Source organism: Pseudomonas chlororaphis subsp. aurantiaca (assembly GCF_013466605.1).
In the GTDB taxonomy this organism is placed as follows: Bacteria; Pseudomonadota; Gammaproteobacteria; order Pseudomonadales; family Pseudomonadaceae; genus Aquipseudomonas; species Aquipseudomonas chlororaphis_I.
Genome location: NZ_CP059162.1, coordinates 5,025,413 through 5,041,477, shown reverse-complemented (window position 1 = coordinate 5,041,477; position 16,065 = coordinate 5,025,413). Strand labels below are relative to the sequence as shown.

Annotated in this window: 13 protein-coding genes and 2 tRNA genes; 8 read left to right on the top strand and 7 right to left on the bottom strand. The window is 62.3% G+C overall.

All coding sequences use genetic code 11. The annotated features are described in order from the left end of the window. Positions 1–50: 50 nt before the first annotated feature. The gene (locus tag H0I86_RS22805; RefSeq protein ID WP_180922291.1) at positions 51–533 is read right to left on the bottom strand and encodes a hypothetical protein; all 483 of its coding nucleotides are present in this window, start codon (positions 531–533) and stop codon (positions 51–53) included. A 274-nt stretch (positions 534–807) separates the two neighbouring features. Beyond that, positions 808–1,032 carry a hypothetical protein gene (locus H0I86_RS22800; RefSeq protein ID WP_007927809.1) on the bottom strand — a complete coding sequence of 75 codons (225 nt, stop codon included), beginning with the start codon at positions 1,030–1,032 and terminating at the stop codon, positions 808–810. A 940-nt stretch (positions 1,033–1,972) separates the two neighbouring features. Between H0I86_RS22800 and H0I86_RS22795 the strand changes: the two genes are divergently transcribed. Beyond that, the gene (locus tag H0I86_RS22795; RefSeq protein ID WP_180922290.1) at positions 1,973–2,296 is read left to right on the top strand and encodes an SEL1-like repeat protein; all 324 of its coding nucleotides are present in this window, start codon (positions 1,973–1,975) and stop codon (positions 2,294–2,296) included. A 175-nt stretch (positions 2,297–2,471) separates the two neighbouring features. Continuing rightward, positions 2,472–3,839: a DNA recombination protein RmuC gene (locus H0I86_RS22790; RefSeq protein ID WP_162096439.1), complete on the top strand. Its 1,368-nt coding sequence runs from the start codon at positions 2,472–2,474 to the stop codon at positions 3,837–3,839. Positions 3,840–3,957: 118 nt separating this feature from the next. Here the strand turns inward: H0I86_RS22790 and H0I86_RS22785 are convergent, their stop codons facing one another. Together H0I86_RS22785 and H0I86_RS22780 are read right to left on the bottom strand one after the other, a co-directional pair. Further along, positions 3,958–7,428, bottom strand: a complete 3,471-nt coding sequence (locus H0I86_RS22785; RefSeq protein ID WP_180922289.1) for a hybrid sensor histidine kinase/response regulator — start codon at positions 7,426–7,428, stop codon at positions 3,958–3,960. Between the two features lie 200 nt (positions 7,429–7,628). After that, positions 7,629–8,174, bottom strand: coding sequence for a TetR/AcrR family transcriptional regulator (locus tag H0I86_RS22780; protein WP_180922288.1), 546 nt, complete (start codon positions 8,172–8,174; stop codon positions 7,629–7,631). A 91-nt stretch (positions 8,175–8,265) separates the two neighbouring features. Here H0I86_RS22780 and H0I86_RS22775 point away from each other — a divergent pair, with 91 nt between their 5' ends. The 4 genes from H0I86_RS22775 (at position 8,266) to H0I86_RS22760 (ending at position 13,096) form a co-directional block, all read left to right on the top strand. After that, on the top strand, positions 8,266–9,471 hold the full coding sequence (locus H0I86_RS22775) for an MFS transporter (protein ID WP_180922287.1): 1,206 nt from the start codon (positions 8,266–8,268) through the stop codon (positions 9,469–9,471). A gap of 97 nt (positions 9,472–9,568) precedes the next feature. Continuing rightward, positions 9,569–9,880 (top strand): cupin domain-containing protein, encoded by a 312-nt coding sequence (locus H0I86_RS22770; protein ID WP_180922286.1) that lies wholly within the window; start codon positions 9,569–9,571, stop codon positions 9,878–9,880. A gap of 108 nt (positions 9,881–9,988) precedes the next feature. Then, a complete protein-coding gene (locus tag H0I86_RS22765) occupies positions 9,989–11,137 on the top strand; it encodes a TDT family transporter (protein ID WP_180922285.1) in 1,149 nt (382 codons plus the stop codon). 84 nt (positions 11,138–11,221) lie between these two features. Next, positions 11,222–13,096 (top strand): MFS transporter, encoded by a 1,875-nt coding sequence (locus H0I86_RS22760; protein ID WP_180922284.1) that lies wholly within the window; start codon positions 11,222–11,224, stop codon positions 13,094–13,096. 64 nt (positions 13,097–13,160) lie between these two features. On the opposite strand, the gene sugE is transcribed toward H0I86_RS22760, so the two are convergent. The 3 genes from sugE to rdgC form a co-directional block, all read right to left on the bottom strand. Next, on the bottom strand, positions 13,161–13,478 hold the full coding sequence (sugE, locus tag H0I86_RS22755; RefSeq protein WP_009050239.1) for a quaternary ammonium compound efflux SMR transporter SugE: 318 nt from the start codon (positions 13,476–13,478) through the stop codon (positions 13,161–13,163). Between the two features lie 117 nt (positions 13,479–13,595). After that, entirely contained in the window at positions 13,596–14,561 is a 966-nt protein-coding gene (locus H0I86_RS22750; RefSeq protein ID WP_180922283.1) for a bile acid:sodium symporter family protein, read from the bottom strand. Positions 14,562–14,686: 125 nt separating this feature from the next. Next, complete coding sequence (gene rdgC, locus H0I86_RS22745; RefSeq protein WP_009045083.1) at positions 14,687–15,607, bottom strand: recombination-associated protein RdgC; 921 nt, start codon at positions 15,605–15,607, stop codon at positions 14,687–14,689. A gap of 160 nt (positions 15,608–15,767) precedes the next feature. Between rdgC and H0I86_RS22740 the strand changes: the two genes are divergently transcribed. Both H0I86_RS22740 and H0I86_RS22735 read left to right on the top strand, forming a co-directional pair. Further along, positions 15,768–15,843: transfer RNA gene (locus tag H0I86_RS22740), tRNA-Val, on the top strand. 19 nt (positions 15,844–15,862) lie between these two features. Continuing rightward, a tRNA-Asp gene (locus H0I86_RS22735) sits at positions 15,863–15,939 on the top strand. Positions 15,940–16,065: the final 126 nt, after the last annotated feature.

Sequence of the window (16,065 nt, the reverse complement as noted above, 5' to 3'; positions counted from 1 at the left end):
ACAATCCGACCAAAATTGCGGTTGTTTGCGCGATCTTGCAAAAAGTCCGATCAGCAGGCGACCTGATTCAGTGGTGCAACACAGGTTTGCCAGGCATCGGCGAAGTCCCGCAAGCGTCCTTGGGGCTGGAAGATCTGCTTCCAGATGCGAGCCATGCCGACCAGGTCGCCGGTTTCGGGGAGCGGGGGGTTCTGCTCTTCTACCAGCAGCCAGGCGATGGCGGTGGCGTAACGCAGGTTGACGGTCAATTCCAGGTGCGGGCCGCTGAGGAATGCGTGCTGGCTGGCCAGGCCGCGAACCAGGCTGGCGCGTTCCGGGTCCAGCGCCAGATAGTGATCCCAGAGTGCCTGGTGGCGGGGTTCGGCGATGCGGTAGAGACCGTGGCCCCTGCGGTCGTGCAGGGCGGAGCCGAGGGCGGATTGGCTGGCGGCGATGCCTAGCAGCAGTGATTCTGCGGTGCGACTGTGGCTGCCCAGATAGATCAGGGTCGGGCGGATCACGTAGCGGCACAGTTCGCTGGCGGCAATACCCATAAAGCCCTCGAAGCGTGAAAGTGGCCGGCGAGGCCTGATGGGGGAGCTTGGCAGCGGTGGATCGGTCAGACTCGCCGGAAGCGGATCATGCCGCTTGAGTTGAAGTGTAGTGTCATATCGTTGCTGTAAAGGTCTGTTTTTAAAATATTTCCAACTTCGAGTTATAACCGTTATACCGGATGGTGCTTTAGCCGAAGGCGGAAAAACCGAAATAACAGGCAATAAAAAGCCCCGCTGTTCAGGCGGGGCTTCGAGTTTTCAGCGCTCTGGCGTCTCAGGCAGTCAGGGCCTGACGGGTGCGCTCGATCACCGCTTGCAGCGGCTCGGCGCTGGAATACTGGTCGGGGTACAGGCGTTCGCTGTGACGAGCGATACCGTGTTCGTTGACCAGGGTGAAGCTGAAGCAGCCTTTGCGAGCGGCCATGATCAGGCAGTTCATTGGAGCAAAAGCGTTGGTGAGGGTGCGAATGGCATCCTGAGTCTGGATTTGAGTAGACATAGTTATTGGGTGTTCCTACAAATGACACGGTTAAGAACCGTGCAACGTTAAAACGTTCCAGTAACGCCGACCACCATTGGTCGAACGAAGAACCCGACTGGAACAAAGCAGCCAGTTGGAAGCGCTTTATCAAGTGCGCGCTAGGGCTGGCAGGTAGGTACTTAGGAGGGCAGGCAATCACAGCGGGGGTTAAGGTTCTGGGCCCCAGGTGAAGATCCTGATCAATTTGCAGGTTGGTTCGGTCAGAGTAAAAGGGTTTCGCGACATCCTTTGCAATGTGTTCAAAGGCGGTGTCGGCGAAAGCTTTACCTGGAAACCAGCGAGGTGGTCGATCCCGTGTAGTCGATAGAAACTTCTCTTCAGGGAAGCTGAACCGGGGGACTTGTTCGACCAGAATTGACTTTCAGCTTGGTACTAACGCTGTGGATGATAACGGATTGATGTATCTGATGCAAGTGTGTTAGGCAAAATGGTTATGAGCGGCACCGGAGTCGAGGCCGTGAAGGAGGCAGGCCGGGCTTTCCATCGCAGTTGGGCAGGAGTTGTTACTGAAATCTTTCGTCTTCGATGCTGTTCTCGTGAACGAGCGAAAAAGGTGCACCGATATAACTGGATCGAGGGTACTTGTGCACAATAGTTGCGCGGGCTGTCATCGGCCTGTCACCTCACCTGCCGGGCCCTCCAATGCCTGCGATGAAAATTTAAGTCAATGAAAAACATCGGTTTTTTTTACTGGTGAAAAAATCGTCAGTTTGACTGCGGGCCCCGTCCCATGCGGCTTTCGGCGACTTGTAGGGCGGTTGTCCACTGAGTTATCCACAGCTTCTGTGGATTGTCCCAAGCGCTTGCTCTAGCACGGGCGTGCCGAGTTCTTTTCGACTTTACGCGTGCGAAAAAAGGAGTAGAGTGGCGCGCCTTCCGATCTGCCCTACAGTGCTTTATGAAGTTTCGCTCAGTGTCACCTTCTGTTACCTCTGCCTCTTCCAGTGTTACCGAGCCCAAGCGTTTTTCGTTACGCGTGGCCATGTGGCTACTCGACAGTCCGCGCCTGGGTGATAACCGGAACATCAAGCACTTTGCCGGGCATTTGCTCAAGCAGCCTGCCCGGGAAGGGGTGGTGGCAGCACAGAGTCGTCTTGGCCAACTGATGTGCCGCGAATGCGGCAACGCCCGCGATCGGCGGATTGGCCATGACCTGCTGCGCCAGGCGGCACGGGCTGGTGATCGCCGCGCCCAGCTGGAGCTTGGCCAGATCGAAGACTGAGCTGTCCAACCTTCGGTCCCTTGGTTAACCTTCAAGCTTTATTTCACTGTCTGGAGTGGCTATGGCTATGGACTTGACCAGCGTACTGCTCGGTCTGGCAGGCGCGGCATTGCCCTTGGTGGCGCTCGCCTGGCAACTGCAACGCCGTCTGAGCTCCCGCCAAACTGAACTGTCCCTGCTGGAGGAGCGCCTGGCCACCGCGCTGCTGGCGCAGGATGGCTTGAATGCCCAGCTGGATGCCTGCCGCGACGAGATCAGCGACCTGGGCCAGGCCAATGCCGTGAAGCAGGCCGATCTGGCGGCGGTGCGCCGGGAAGTCGAGTTGTTGCAGATCGAACGCGACAACGCCCGTGACGCGGCCCACGCCTGGAACCTTGAACGGGCCAACAAGGAAGCCGAGTTGCGGCGCCTGGACGCCCAGGCTGCGTCATTGAATGCCGAGCTGCGCGAGCAGCAGGAAAGCCACCAGCAGCGCCTGAGCGACCTGCAAGGCTCGCGGGACGAGCTGCGGGCACAGTTCGCCGAGCTGGCGGGCAAGATCTTCGATGAGCGCGAGCAGCGTTTTGCCGAGAACAGCCAACAGCGTCTCGGACAATTGCTCGACCCGCTCAAGGAGCGCATCCAGTCCTTCGAGAAGCGGGTCGAAGAGAGTTATCAGGCCGAAGCGCGCGAGCGTTTTTCCCTCGGCAAGGAACTCGAACGGCTGCAACAGTTGAACCTGCGCTTGAGCGACGAGGCGACCAACCTGACGCGCGCGCTCAAGGGCCAGAAAACCCAGGGCAACTGGGGCGAGCTGATTCTCGAGCGGGTGCTCGAACATGCCGGCCTGGAGAAGGGCCGCGAGTACCAGACCCAGGTCAGCCTCAAAGGGCCCGACGGCGAGCGCTTCCAGCCCGACGTGCTGATCATGCTGCCCGGCGACAAGCAGGTAGTAGTGGATTCCAAGGTCAGCCTGACTGCCTACCAACAGTTTGTCGCGGCGGACGATGAGGTGATCGGCCAGGCAGCGCTGAAGCAGCACGTGCTGTCCTTGCGCAATCACGTCAAAGGCCTGGCCGGCAAGGACTACAAACGCCTGGAAGGCTTGCACAGCCTGGATTTCGTCTTGCTTTTCGTACCCATCGAGGCGGCCTTTTCCGCCGCCTTGCAGGCCGAGCCCAACCTGTTCCAGGAGGCCTTCGACCGCAACATCGTGATTGTCAGCCCGACCACGCTGCTGGCCACGCTGCGAGTGATCGACAGCCTGTGGAAGCAGGAGCGGCAGAGCCAGAACGCCCGGGAAATCGCCGAACGCGCCGGTTGGCTGTACGACAAGTTCGTGTTGTTCATTCAGGATCTGGATGAGGTCGGCAATCGTCTGCAGCAACTGGACAAGGCCTACAGCGCCGCGCGCAACAAGCTGACCGAGGGGCGCGGCAACCTGGTCAGCCGTAGCGAGCAACTGCGCTTGCTCGGCGCGCGCGCCAGCAAGAGCCTGCCGGCGGACCTGCTGGAGCGGGCGATGACCGATGCCGACGGCGCGTTGCTCGAACTGCCGGATTGAGCTGTAGCCGCTCCATAGGCTGCGATCGACCCCGGAGGGGACGCGGCGTTTGCGGCGTTTTCAATATCGCTGAAGGCCTTCGGTCTTAGCGCAGCCTGCGGTAGCGACTACAGGACTCTCAGAGCGGCAGATGCCGGCTCAACAGCGCCCGCAGTGCCGCCGGCTTCACCGGCTTGGCCAGGTAGTCCAGCCCCGCGGCGTGTACCTCGGCGACCATCTCGGGGCGCCCGTCGGCGCTGATCACCACGCCAGGTACCGGATCACCCAACTGGGTGCGCAGCCAGGCCATGACCTCGGTGCCGGTTTCGCCGTCGTCCAGGTGATAGTCCACCAACGCCAGTTGCGGGCGCACGCCATCACTGAGCAGCGCGGCGCATTCTTTCCGGTTGCGCGCGGTCCAGACCTGGCAGCCCCAGCGGCTGAGGAGGCTGTTCATGCCGATCAGGATGCTGTCTTCATTGTCGACACAGAGTACCTGGGCGCCGGACAGCAGATGGCCGTTGAGTTCGGCCACCTGCCTCGGTGCGCTGACGGCCGCCTTGGCCAAGGGCACGCTGACGCTGAAGACGCTGCCCTTGCCCGGCCAGGAGCGTACCTGCAGGCCATGGCCAAGGACGCGGCACAAGCCATCGGCGATCGCCAGTCCGAGGCCCAGGCCTTTTTCGGCGCGGGTCTGGTGGCTATCGAGGCGCTTGAACTCTTCGAAGATCACCTGCTGCTTGTCCAGCGGAATCCCCGGCCCGCGGTCCCAGACCTCCAGGCACAGTTGGTTGCCGCGGCGGCGCACGCCCAGGAGCACAGGCCCCTTGGCGTAACGGAAGGCATTGGTCAGGAAGTTCTGCAGGACCCGGCGTAGAAGCTTGATGTCGCTGTCGACCCTGAGGCGGCTGCCGCGCAGGCGGAACTTCAAGCCTTGCTCCTGGGCCAGGACCTTGAATTCGGCCCCCAGGGTATCGAACAGCTCGTTGAGCACGAACGGCTTGCGCTCCGGATTGATCTTGCCGTTTTCCAGGCGGGAGATATCCAGCAGGTCGCTGATCAAGTCTTCGGCGGAGCGCAGGGAGCTGTCCAGGTGCTGGACCAATTGCTGCGCTTCGGCGGACAAACCGTCGTCCTGGTGGGAGAGGGCGGCGGAGAACAGCCGGGCGGCGTTCAGCGGCTGCATCAGGTCGTGACTGACCGCCGCCAGGAATCGCGTCTTGGACTGGTTGGCGGCCTCGGCGGTGCCCTTGGCCTCGGTCAGCGCGGCGTTCAACTGCGAAAGCTCCTGGGTCCGTTCGGCGACCCGTTGTTCCAGACCTTCGTTGGCTTCGGTGAGGGCCTGTTCGGCTTCGCGGAACGGGGTGATGTCGGTGAAGCTCATGACAAAGCCGCCGCCCGGCATCGGGTTGCCGATCAACTCGATCACCCGGCCATTGGGGAACAGCCGCTCGGAAGTGTGGGCGCGACCCTGGCGCATCCAGTGCAGGCGGCGGGCGACATGCACTTCGGCCTCGCCGGGCCCGCACAGGCCGCGCTCGGCATTGTGGCGGATGATGTCGGCGATCGGTCGGCCGACGCTGATCAGTCCGTCCGGGTAGTTGAACAGCTCCAGGTACCGACGGTTCCAGGCCACCAGCCTGAGGGACTGGTCGACCACGCTGATGCCCTGGCTGATGTTCTCGATCGCCCCTTGCAGCAGGGCGCGGTTGAATTGCAGCACTTCCGAGGCTTCGTCGGCGATGCGCACCACGTCTTCGAGCTGCATCTCCCGCCCTTCGATGGCGGCCTTGACCACCGCGCGGGTGGACGAGGCGCCGAGGACGCCGGCCAGCAGGCGTTCGGTGTGGGCGATCCATTCGCCGTCGGCGTTCTGGTTGGGGTTGAAACCTTTGCCCTGGCGGTAGGCAAAGCGGATGAAGCTCTGGCGGGCCCGTTCTTCCCCGACAAAACGCGCGGCGAGCTTGAGCAGGTCGTCGATCTGCACCGACAGCATCGAGCGGGAGCTGGGGCGGCCGCTGATTTCCTGGCCGATGAAACGCCCGGCCTGCCAGTGTTCCGAAACCCGGGTGCGCGACAACACCGAGACCCAGGCGAACAGGATGAAGTTACCGGCCAGCGACAGCACCACGCCCTGGGTCAGGGGCGTGATCGGCAGGTTCAGTGGGTTGCCGTGCAGCCAGGCCAAGCCTGGAAAGCTGCTCAGCGACCAGCCCAGGCTGTGGGCGGCGATTGGCAGGATCAGGGTGTAGAACCACAAGAAGGTGCCGGCCGCCAGACCGGCGAACACGCCGCGGCGGTTGGCTTGCTTCCAGTACAACGCGCCGAGCATGGCCGGGGCCAGCTGGGTCACGGCGGCGAAGGCGATCTGGCCGATGGTCGCCAGGCTCGCGGTGGAGCCCAGCAGACGGTAGCTGACATAGGCCAGCAGCAGGATGACCACGATGCTGACCCGACGCACCGAGAGCATCCAGTGGCGGAACACTTCGAAGGGCCGCTCGGCGCTCTGGCGGCGCAGCAGCCAGGGCAGCAGCATGTCGTTGGAGACCATGGTCGACAGCGCCACGCTGGCGACGATCACCATGCCGGTGGCGGCCGATGCGCCGCCAATGAAGGCCAGCACCGCCAGGGCCGGATGGGCCTGGGCCAGGGGCAGGCTGATGACGAAGGAATCCGGCAACACCGAGCTGGGCAGCAGCATCTGCCCGGCCAGGGCGATCGGCACCACGAACAGTGCGGCCAGGGCCAGGTAGGCGGGAAACACCCACTTGGCCAGGCGCAGGTCCTGGGGCTCGATATTCTCCACCACTGTGACGTGGAACTGCCGCGGCAGGCAGATGATCGCCATCATGGCGACGCCGGTCTGCACCACCATCGACGGCCAGTTGATGGTTTCCTGCCAGTACTGCTCCAGGCGCGGGGCGAGCATGGCCTGGCTGAACAGGTCGTCGAAACCGTCGTACAGGCCATAGGTGACAAAGGCGCCGACCGCGAGAAAGGCTAGCAGCTTGACCAGGGATTCGAAGGCAATCGCCAGCACCATGCCGCGGTGGTGCTCGGTGGCGTCGAGGTTGCGGGTACCGAAGACGATGGTGAACAGCGCCAGGATCAGCGACACGATCAGTGCCGTGTCCTGGGCGCGGGTGCCCATGGTGTCGGCGCCGGCGCCGATCAGCAGGTCCACGCCAAGCACGATGCCCTTGAGCTGCAGGGCGATGTAGGGAAGCACGCCGACCAGGCAGATCAGCGCCACCACCACCGCCAGGGACTGGGACTTGCCGTAGCGCGCGGCGATGAAGTCGGCGATGGAGGTGATGTTTTCCTGCTTGCTGATCATCACCATCTTTTGCAGGACCCAGGGCGCGAGTACCAGCAGCAGGATCGGCCCCAGGTAGATCGGCAAGAACGACCAGAGTTGCTCGGCGGCCTGGCCGACAGCGCCGAAGAAGGTCCAGCTGGTGCAATACACCGCCAGCGACAGGCTGTACACCCAGGCACGCACCCGCGGCGGCAAGGGCGCGCTGCGACGGTCACCGTAAAAGGCGATGGCGAACATGATGGCCATATAGGCTAGGGCGACGATGGCGATCAGCCCGCTGGACAACGACATGGAAACTCCGAACATAAAGGCGCGCCGGGCGCTTCAGCCCGGTCAGACAGTTTCGCACGATGTTCGGGGTTCGTCAGTGTCGACCAAGGTATTGGCGCGGCCAGGTGTCGCAGGGGGAAAAAGGCGGTTCGTCAGGCTTTATCACGAGCCGGCGTGCTCCTTTGGAAGGCCGTGCGGAGCTGGTGGGCGCGAGAGCGGCCTCAAGGCCGCAGCGCGATGTCGATCAGTTCATGCAGTTCCTGCACTTCAAGCGGTGCCGCGGCGAACAGGATGCGGAACACCGTTGGCGCCACCAGCATATTCAACAGCCGATCGACGCTCGGCAGGGCTGCTTCGCTGTGGCGGTGGCGGTCGAGGATGATCTGCAATTGCCCGCCGAGAATGCTCACGCAATAGCCGGGCGTGCTGCTGCATTGCACGTCGCGCATCATGGTGCGCCCCGGTTCGGAACTCATTTCGTCGAGGTACTGTTCGGCCCAGGCCCGCAGGTCGCCGCGCAGGCTGCCGGTGGCGGCCGGTTCGCCGTCCGGGCGCATGCGTTCCAGGGCGACATCCGCCAGCAGCACCGACAGGTCGCCCCAACGGCGGTAGATGGTCGAAGGCGTGACGCCGGCGCGGGCGGCGATTTGCGGCACGGTCAGGGTCGAGCGCTCCTGTTCTTCGAGGAGTTCACGGACTGCCGAGTGGATGGATTCCTGCACCCGGGCGCTGCGTCCGCCTGGGCGTAAACCTTCTTTAATAGCCATGGGTCGAACCTTAACACAAAGAATTTGCTTTAAGAGCGAGGCGGTAGCACACTCCACAAAAGCAAAAAATTAGCTTTAATGGAGCGTGCCCATGTCCAGTATTGTCGACTCTTCACGGTCAAACCGTTCCAGACTGCTGTTTCTGGCGATTACCTTACTCAGTTTTCTCGCCGCTTCCAGCGTGCCGACGCCGATGTACCACCTGTATCAGGAGGCGCTGCAATTCTCCCCGGCGACCTTGACCCTGATCTTCGGCGTCTACGCCTTGAGCCTGTTGGCGGCGCTGCTGACGGTGGGTTCGCTTTCGGACTATCTGGGGCGCAAGCCGGTGATCTTCGTGGCGCTGCTGCTGGACATACTGGCGATGCTGCTATTTATCCAGGCCGACAGCGTCGCCTGGCTGATTGCTGCCCGGGTGATGCAGGGCTTCGCCACCGGCATGGCCACCAGTGTACTGGGGGCGGCGCTGCTGGATACCGACCGGCAACAAGGGCCGCTGGTCAACAGCGTGGCGCCCTTGCTGGGCATGGCCTGCGGGGCGATGGGCAGCGGTTTGCTGGTGGAATACGCACCGTTGCCGCTGCAACTGGCCTACTGGTTGCTGCTGGTGCTGTTTGTCGTCCAGGCGCTGTACGTCTGGCGCCTGCCGGAAACAGTCAGTGCCCAGTCCGGTGTCTGGGCCTCCCTGCGACCCACTTTGCATGTACCGCCCCAGGCGCGGCGGGCACTGTGGCTGGCGTTACCGGTGGATGTGGCGGTGTGGGCCGTGGGCGGGTTCTTTCTGTCGTTGGCGCCATCGCTGGTGCGCACCGCGACGGGCTCGACCTCGAACCTGATCGGGGGCGGCCTGGTGGCGGTACTGACCCTGAGCGGCGCCCTGATGATTGTTTCCCTGCGCCATCGTCCGGCGGACAAGGTGCTGCGGCTGGGTGCGAGCCTGTTGGCTGTCGGCATCGGCCTGATCCTGATCGCCGTGCACACCGCCAGCCTGCCGCTGTTCTTCCTCGGCACCCTGGTCACGGGCGGTGGTTTTGGTTCCGGGTTCCTCGGCGCCCTGCGCAGCGTGATGCCCCTGGCCTTGCCTCATGAGCGGGCGGGGTTGATGTCGGCATTTTATGTGCTGAGTTATCTGGCGTTCTGCCTGCCGTCCCTGCTGGCGGGAAACCTGACCCGCAGTCTTGGCCTGATCGCGACCACCGATGGTTATGGCGCGGTATTGATCCTGCTGTCCCTGGCCGCCTTGCTGGGGCTGCTGCGTCAGCGCACCGCCAAGACCTGCGTCGTGCCAGAAAGTTGAGCGCGTTGGTGGCTGATCCGGGCGCCGGCTTGGGTTAGCCTGCGCATCTGACGCGCGTGCGAGGTGTACGCATCAGCCTTGGGAGCGACGGGCATTCATGAAGATCATTCGCAGTAAAACCTTCACCGGGGAGCGGGCCTGGGCGGCGCTGGATATCGCCAACATGAACGGCATCACCACGTGCGTGCATTGGACCGACCAGCCTTATAAGTGGCACACCAACGACGGGCAGGAAGTGTTTGTCGTGCTCGATGGCCAGGTGCGCATGCACTATCGGGAAAACGGCCTGGAACAGTCGGTGCTGCTGGAGGTGGGCGACATTTTCTACGCCGATGTCGGCACCGAGCATGTGGCCCATCCGCAAGGTGCGGCGCGGGTGTTGGTGGTGGAAACCGAAGGCAGTGTCTGACTCGTATATTTATATAATAGATAACATATAGAGAAATTACCCGTTATATGGATATTCGATCCGGTTCTACCATGGGCTCCACCTCATCGGAGGACAGGAGATCGCACCATGACATGCCCCAACACCTTCAGAACCGGACGGCCCTTGAGCCAGCTGCAGCATCCTCGTGAAGCCATCCGCCAGTTCACCCCCAACTGGTTCGCCGCGACCATGGGCACCGGCGTACTGGCCCTGGCGCTGGCCCAGTTGCCGCTGCGGATCCCGGGCCTGCACCTGCTGGCCGAGGGTCTGTGGCTGTTCACCATCGTGCTGTTCGTGGTGTTCAGTGCGGCCTATGCGGCACGCTGGGTAATGTTCTTCGACGAAGCCCGGCGGATTTTCGGGCATTCCACGGTCTCGATGTTCTTCGGCACCATTCCCATGGGCCTGGCCACCATCATCAACGGTTTTCTGCTGTTCGGCGTACCGCGCTGGGGCGAAGGCGTGGTGCAGTTGGCCGAGCTGCTGTGGTGGCTGGACGTGGCGCTGTCGCTGGCTTGCGGGGTGCTGATTCCCTACATGATGTTCACCCGCCAGGAGCACCGTATCGACCAGATGACCGCGGTCTGGCTGTTGCCGGTGGTCGCGGCCGAAGTCGCCGCCGCCAGTGGCGGGTTGCTGGCGCCGCATCTGGTGGATGCGCATTCGCAACTGGTGATGCTGGTGACCAGCTATGTGCTCTGGGCCTTCTCGCTGCCGGTGGCTTTCAGCATCCTGACCATTCTCCTGCTGCGCATGGCCTTGCATAAGCTGCCTCACGAAAGCATGGCCGCCTCGAGCTGGCTGGCCCTGGGACCGATCGGCACAGGGGCCCTGGGCATGTTGCTGCTGGGTGCGGACGCTCCGGCGATCTTCGCCGCCAACGGTATGGCCGGAGTGGGCGAAATCGCCGAGGGCCTGGGGCTGGTGGCCGGTATCACCCTGTGGGGGTTCGGTCTGTGGTGGATGCTGACGGCTCTGCTGATCACCCTGCGTTACCTGCGCGACGGCATTCCGTTCAACCTCGGCTGGTGGGGGTTCACCTTTCCGCTGGGGGTCTATGCCCTGACCACCCTGAAACTGGCCGCTACCCTGAACCTGACGTTTTTCGCGGTGTTCGGCAGCCTGTTGGTCCTGGCGCTGGCATTGATGTGGCTGCTGGTCGGCAAGCGCACGCTGCAGGGCGCTTATAGGGGGGAGCTGTTCGTTTCGCCTTGCATCGCAGGATTAGCGAAATGATCCGCGAACTTTAGGTAAGGTTGTGGCCTGGATCGAAGATCGATAATCCAATAACAGCATCCAAGCCACTCAGGGACATGGAAGATGAGTCACCCCTCACAGTTCACCTTGCTTCGTACACGGCGTTTCCTGCCATTTTTCATCACTCAGTCCCTCGGTGCGTTCAACGACAACATCTTCAAGCAGTCGCTGATCCTCGCCATTCTCTACAAGCTGGCCATCGAGGGAGACCGCTCGATCTGGGTCAACCTCTGCGCCTTGCTGTTTATCCTGCCGTTCTTCCTGTTCTCGGCGCTGGCCGGGCAATTCGGCGAGAAGTTCGCCAAGGACGCGTTGATCCGCCTGATCAAGCTCGGCGAGATCGTGATCATGGCGGTGGGGGCGGTGGGTTTTGTCTTCGATCACCTGTCGCTGATGCTGCTGGCGCTGTTCGCCATGGGCACCCACTCGGCGCTGTTCGGCCCGGTGAAATACTCGATCCTGCCCCAGGCGCTGCGGGAGGAAGAATTGGTCGGCGGCAACGGCCTGGTGGAAATGGGCACCTTCCTGGCGATTCTCGCCGGGACCATTGGCGCGGGGATCATGATGTCCTCGGCCCATTACGCATCCATCGTCTCGACGGCGATCATCGCCGTCGCCGTACTCGGTTACCTCGCCAGCCGGGGCATTCCCCGGGCCGCGGCGGCCACCCCGGACCTGCGCCTGGACTGGAATATCTTCAGTCAGTCCTGGGCCACCCTGCGCCTGGGCCTGGGGCAGACCCCTGCGGTGTCACGCTCGATCGTCGGCAACTCGTGGTTCTGGTTTGTCGGGGCGATCTACCTGACGCAGATTCCGGCCTACGCCAAGGAGTGGATGCATGGGGACGAGACGGTGGTCACGCTGATCCTCACCGTGTTCTCGGTGGGGATCGCTGTCGGTTCCATGCTCTGCGAGAAGCTTTCGGGTCGTAAGGTCGAGATCGGCCTGGTGCCCTTTGGCTCGTTCGGCCTGACGATATTCGGCCTGCTGCTGTGGTGGCATTCCGGCGGGATCCCGCCAAGCGAGGCGGGTTACGGCTGGATCGAGGTGCTTGGTTATGGCCACGCCTGGTGGGTGCTGATCGATATTCTCGGCCTGGGCATCTTCGGCGGTTTCTACATCGTGCCGCTGTATGCCCTGATCCAGTCGCGGACCCCGGAGAACGAGCGGGCACGGGTGATTGCCGCGAATAACATTCTCAACGCGCTGTTCATGGTGGTGTCGGCGATCGTCTCGATCGTGTTGCTGAGCCTGGCCAAGCTGTCGATCCCGCAGCTGTTCCTGGTGGTGTCGCTGCTGAACATCGCGGTCAACGCCTACATCTTCAAGATCGTCCCCGAGTTCAGCATGCGTTTCATGATCTGGCTGCTCAGCCATTCCATGTACCGGGTCGAGCATCGCAACCTGGAGGCGATCCCGGACGAAGGCGCGGCGTTGCTGGTGTGCAATCACGTGTCCTTCGTCGATGCCTTGCTGATCGGTGGCGCGGTGCGGCGGCCGATTCGTTTCGTGATGTATTACAAGATCTACAACCTGCCGGTGCTCAACTTCATCTTCCGTACCGCCGGGACCATTCCGATTGCCGGGCGCAACGAGGACATCCAGATCTACGAAAGGGCGTTCACCCAAATTGCCCGCTACCTCAAGGATGGCGAGCTGGTGTGCATCTTCCCGGAAGGCAAGTTGACCGCCGATGGCGAGATCAATGAGTTCAAGGGTGGGCTGACGCGGATTCTCGAAGAGACGCCGGTACCGGTGATTCCGCTGGCGTTGCGGGGGCTGTGGGGCAGCTTCTTCAGCCGCGATCCAAGCAAGGGGCTGTTCCGCCGCCTGTGGTCGCGAGTGACCCTGGTGGCTGGTTCGGCCGTAACAGCCGACAGTGCCGAACCGGCCCGTTTGCAAACCCTGGTGGGCGAGTTGCGCGGTAGCGTGCGCTAGGTTTCCAGCGCCTATAAAAACGCCCACAGAGTTGTGGGCGTTTTTGTTGGGGCGCTTGCTTGTATCAGGCCGTGCTGACCTTCAAGCCGATCAGCCCGGTAATGATCAGTGCCACGCTGGCCAGGCGGAACAGCGCCATGGACTCACCGAACAGAATGATCCCGGCGATCACCGTGCCGACTGCGCCGACCCCGGTCCAGATGGCATAGGCGGTGCCCAGCGGCAGCTCCTTCATGGCCAGCCCCAGCAGGCCGAGGCTGACCGCCATGGCGGCGATGGTCAGGGCAGTGGGGAGAGGGCGACTGAAACCGTCGGTGTACTTGAGGCCGACGGCCCAGCCCACTTCGAACAGGCCGGCGAAAAACAGAATGATCCAGGACATGATGACCTCCATCGATTGACGGGGTCGTCCCCAGATTAATGGCTCGATCGAGCCGCGGGGTCGTCCCCGCGTTGCGCAGTATAGTGCCCATCATTGATCCGGGGATCAAGTTTCTCCTCAGTCGCTCGCCTGCAGGGCGGCCAGTACGCGGTCGTCCTTTTCGCTCATGCGGCGGAACCAGGTGGAAAGCAGCGCCCCGGAAATGTTGTGCCAGACGCTGAACAGTGCGCTCGGCACCGCCGCCAGCGGCGAGAAGTGCGCGCTGGCCAGGGCGGCACCGAGGCCGGAGTTCTGCATGCCGACTTCCAGGGCCAGGGATTTGCGTTGCGCCAACGGCAGCTTGAACAGGCGGCCGGTGAAGTAACCCAGCAGGTAACCGAAGCTGTTATGCAGCATCACCACGGCCATGATCAGCAGGCCGGACTCGGCGATTTTCGCCTGGCTGGCGGCCACCACCGCGGTGACGATGATCACGATGCTGACCACCGACACCAGCGGCAATACCTCCACCGCATGCCGCACCCGGTCGCCGAGCACGCGCTGGGCAATCACCCCGAGCACGATCGGCAGCAGCACCACTTGCAGGATCGACCAGAACAGCTCCATGAACGAAACCGGCAGCCAGGCCGAGGCCAGCAGCCAGATCAGGGCCGGCGTCAGCAGCGGCGCCAGCAGGGTGGTGACGGCGGCGATCGCCACCGACAGCGCCAGATCGCCGCGGGCCAGCCAGGTCATGACGTTGGACGAAGTACCACTCGGGCAGCAGCCGACCAGAATCACACCGACGGCGATCTCCGGCGGCAGGTGGAAGACCTGGCACAGCAACCAGGCCACGCCCGGCATGATCACGAAATGCGCAACCACGCCCAGGGCCACGCGCCATGGATGGCGGGCGACTTCGGCGAAGTCTTCGAGCTTCAGGGTCAGGCCCATGCCGAACATCACCAGGCCCAGCAGCGGCACGATGGCGCCCTTGAGGCCGATGAACCAGCCCGGTTGCAAGAACGCCACCACCGCGAAAATCAGTACCCAGTAGGCAAAAGTATTGCCGACAAAACGACTTAATGCTGCCAGTGCACGCATGGCCTGTTCCTTCTTATATGAAAACGCCACCGAAAGCGGTGGCGTCTGTGAGGCTCCTGCAGGAGCGAGCGGGCTGGCGATAAGGCCGGAGGCGGCCGGCCGCCAGCCAGCTGGCTGCTACAAGGTCAGATGCCTTGTGGAATCTCTTCGCCACCCAGGGCTTCGAACAGCGCCGGGAGGAAATCGCCGAAGGTCAGCATCATCAGGGTGAAGCTGGCGTCCAGTTGGCCGAGGGCTTCGTCGCCGCCGTCCTGTTCCGCCTGATCCTGCAGCAGGTCTTCGAACTTCAGGCGCTTGACCGTCATCTTGTCGTCGAGCATGAAGGACAGCTTGTCCTGCCAGGCCAGGGACAATTGGGTGACCACCTTGCCGGTGCTCAGGTGCAGCTGGATTTCTTCGCTGGTCAGGTCCTGGCGCTTGCAACGGACGATGCCGCCGTCTTCGTGGGTGTCGCGCAGTTCGCACTCGTCGAGGACGAAGAAGTCGTCGGCGGCTTGTTGGGTTTTCACCCAGTCGGTCATGATTGCGGTCGGCGCGGTCTTCACGGTCAACGGACGCACCGGCAGGGTGCCGAGTACTTCGCGCAGGGTGGAGAGCAGGTCTTCGGCGCGTTTCGGGCTGGCCGAGTTGACCAGGATCAGGCCCTGTTTCGGTGCGATGGCGGCGAAAGTCGAGGAGCGACGGATAAAGGCGCGCGGCAGGAAGGCCTGGATGATTTCATCCTTGATCTGGTCGCGTTCCTTTTTATAGACCTTGCGCATTTGCTCGGCTTCGATCTCTTCGACCTTTTCCTTGACCGCGTCGCGCACCACGCTGCCAGGCAGAATACGTTCTTCCTTGCGTGCGGCGACCAGCAGGAAGTCCTGGCTGACGTGTACCAGCGGCGCATCTTCGCCTTTGCCGAATGGCGCGACGAAACCGTAAGTGGTCAACTCCTGGCTTGCACATGGACGCGCCAGTTTGGTGGCCAGTGCGGTTTCCAGCGCCTCAGCATCAAAGGGCAGATCTTGGGTCAGGCGATAGATAAGCAGGTTCTTGAACCACATGGGGTGAATCTCTCCTTTATACAAAGGGGGGCATTATTCTCCGCGCAGCTCCATAGGCCAACCCTCCGCTAAGCCTTTGGAAGGCCTGAAAAAATTATTTTAAAAAGTGCTTGCCAGAGTAGGGGACGCTCCGTAGAATGCGCGCCACACCGAACGTGAAGGGTGATTAGCTCAGCCGGGAGAGCATCTGCCTTACAAGCAGAGGGTCGGCGGTTCGATCCCGTCATCACCCACCATTCGCTTTCAGTGTTACGCGCAGCGGTAGTTCAGTCGGTTAGAATACCGGCCTGTCACGCCGGGGGTCGCGGGTTCGAGTCCCGTCCGCTGCGCCATATTCGATGACCTGGAACACTGAACGCCAGGTCATCATAGAAAGCCCGCTAACGCGGGCTTTTTTATGCCTGTGTTTCATGCGCGGCGTCCGATACATCGAAATTCAGCTTTTTTTTATAATTTTA

Coding starts and splice junctions, on each gene's coding strand:
- H0I86_RS22770 (WP_180922286.1), top strand. CDS start 9,569: ATGAAGATCATTCGCAGTAAAACCTTCACCGGGGAGCGGGCCTGGGCG.
- rdgC (WP_009045083.1), bottom strand. CDS start 15,607: ATGTGGTTCAAGAACCTGCTTATCTATCGCCTGACCCAAGATCTGCCC.
- H0I86_RS22780 (WP_180922288.1), bottom strand. CDS start 8,174: ATGGCTATTAAAGAAGGTTTACGCCCAGGCGGACGCAGCGCCCGGGTG.
- H0I86_RS22785 (WP_180922289.1), bottom strand. CDS start 7,428: ATGTCGTTGTCCAGCGGGCTGATCGCCATCGTCGCCCTAGCCTATATG.
- sugE (WP_009050239.1), bottom strand. CDS start 13,478: ATGTCCTGGATCATTCTGTTTTTCGCCGGCCTGTTCGAAGTGGGCTGG.
- H0I86_RS22800 (WP_007927809.1), bottom strand. CDS start 1,032: ATGTCTACTCAAATCCAGACTCAGGATGCCATTCGCACCCTCACCAAC.
- H0I86_RS22775 (WP_180922287.1), top strand. CDS start 8,266: ATGTCCAGTATTGTCGACTCTTCACGGTCAAACCGTTCCAGACTGCTG.
- H0I86_RS22795 (WP_180922290.1), top strand. CDS start 1,973: ATGAAGTTTCGCTCAGTGTCACCTTCTGTTACCTCTGCCTCTTCCAGT.
- H0I86_RS22765 (WP_180922285.1), top strand. CDS start 9,989: ATGACATGCCCCAACACCTTCAGAACCGGACGGCCCTTGAGCCAGCTG.
- H0I86_RS22760 (WP_180922284.1), top strand. CDS start 11,222: ATGAGTCACCCCTCACAGTTCACCTTGCTTCGTACACGGCGTTTCCTG.
- H0I86_RS22750 (WP_180922283.1), bottom strand. CDS start 14,561: ATGCGTGCACTGGCAGCATTAAGTCGTTTTGTCGGCAATACTTTTGCC.
- H0I86_RS22805 (WP_180922291.1), bottom strand. CDS start 533: ATGGGTATTGCCGCCAGCGAACTGTGCCGCTACGTGATCCGCCCGACC.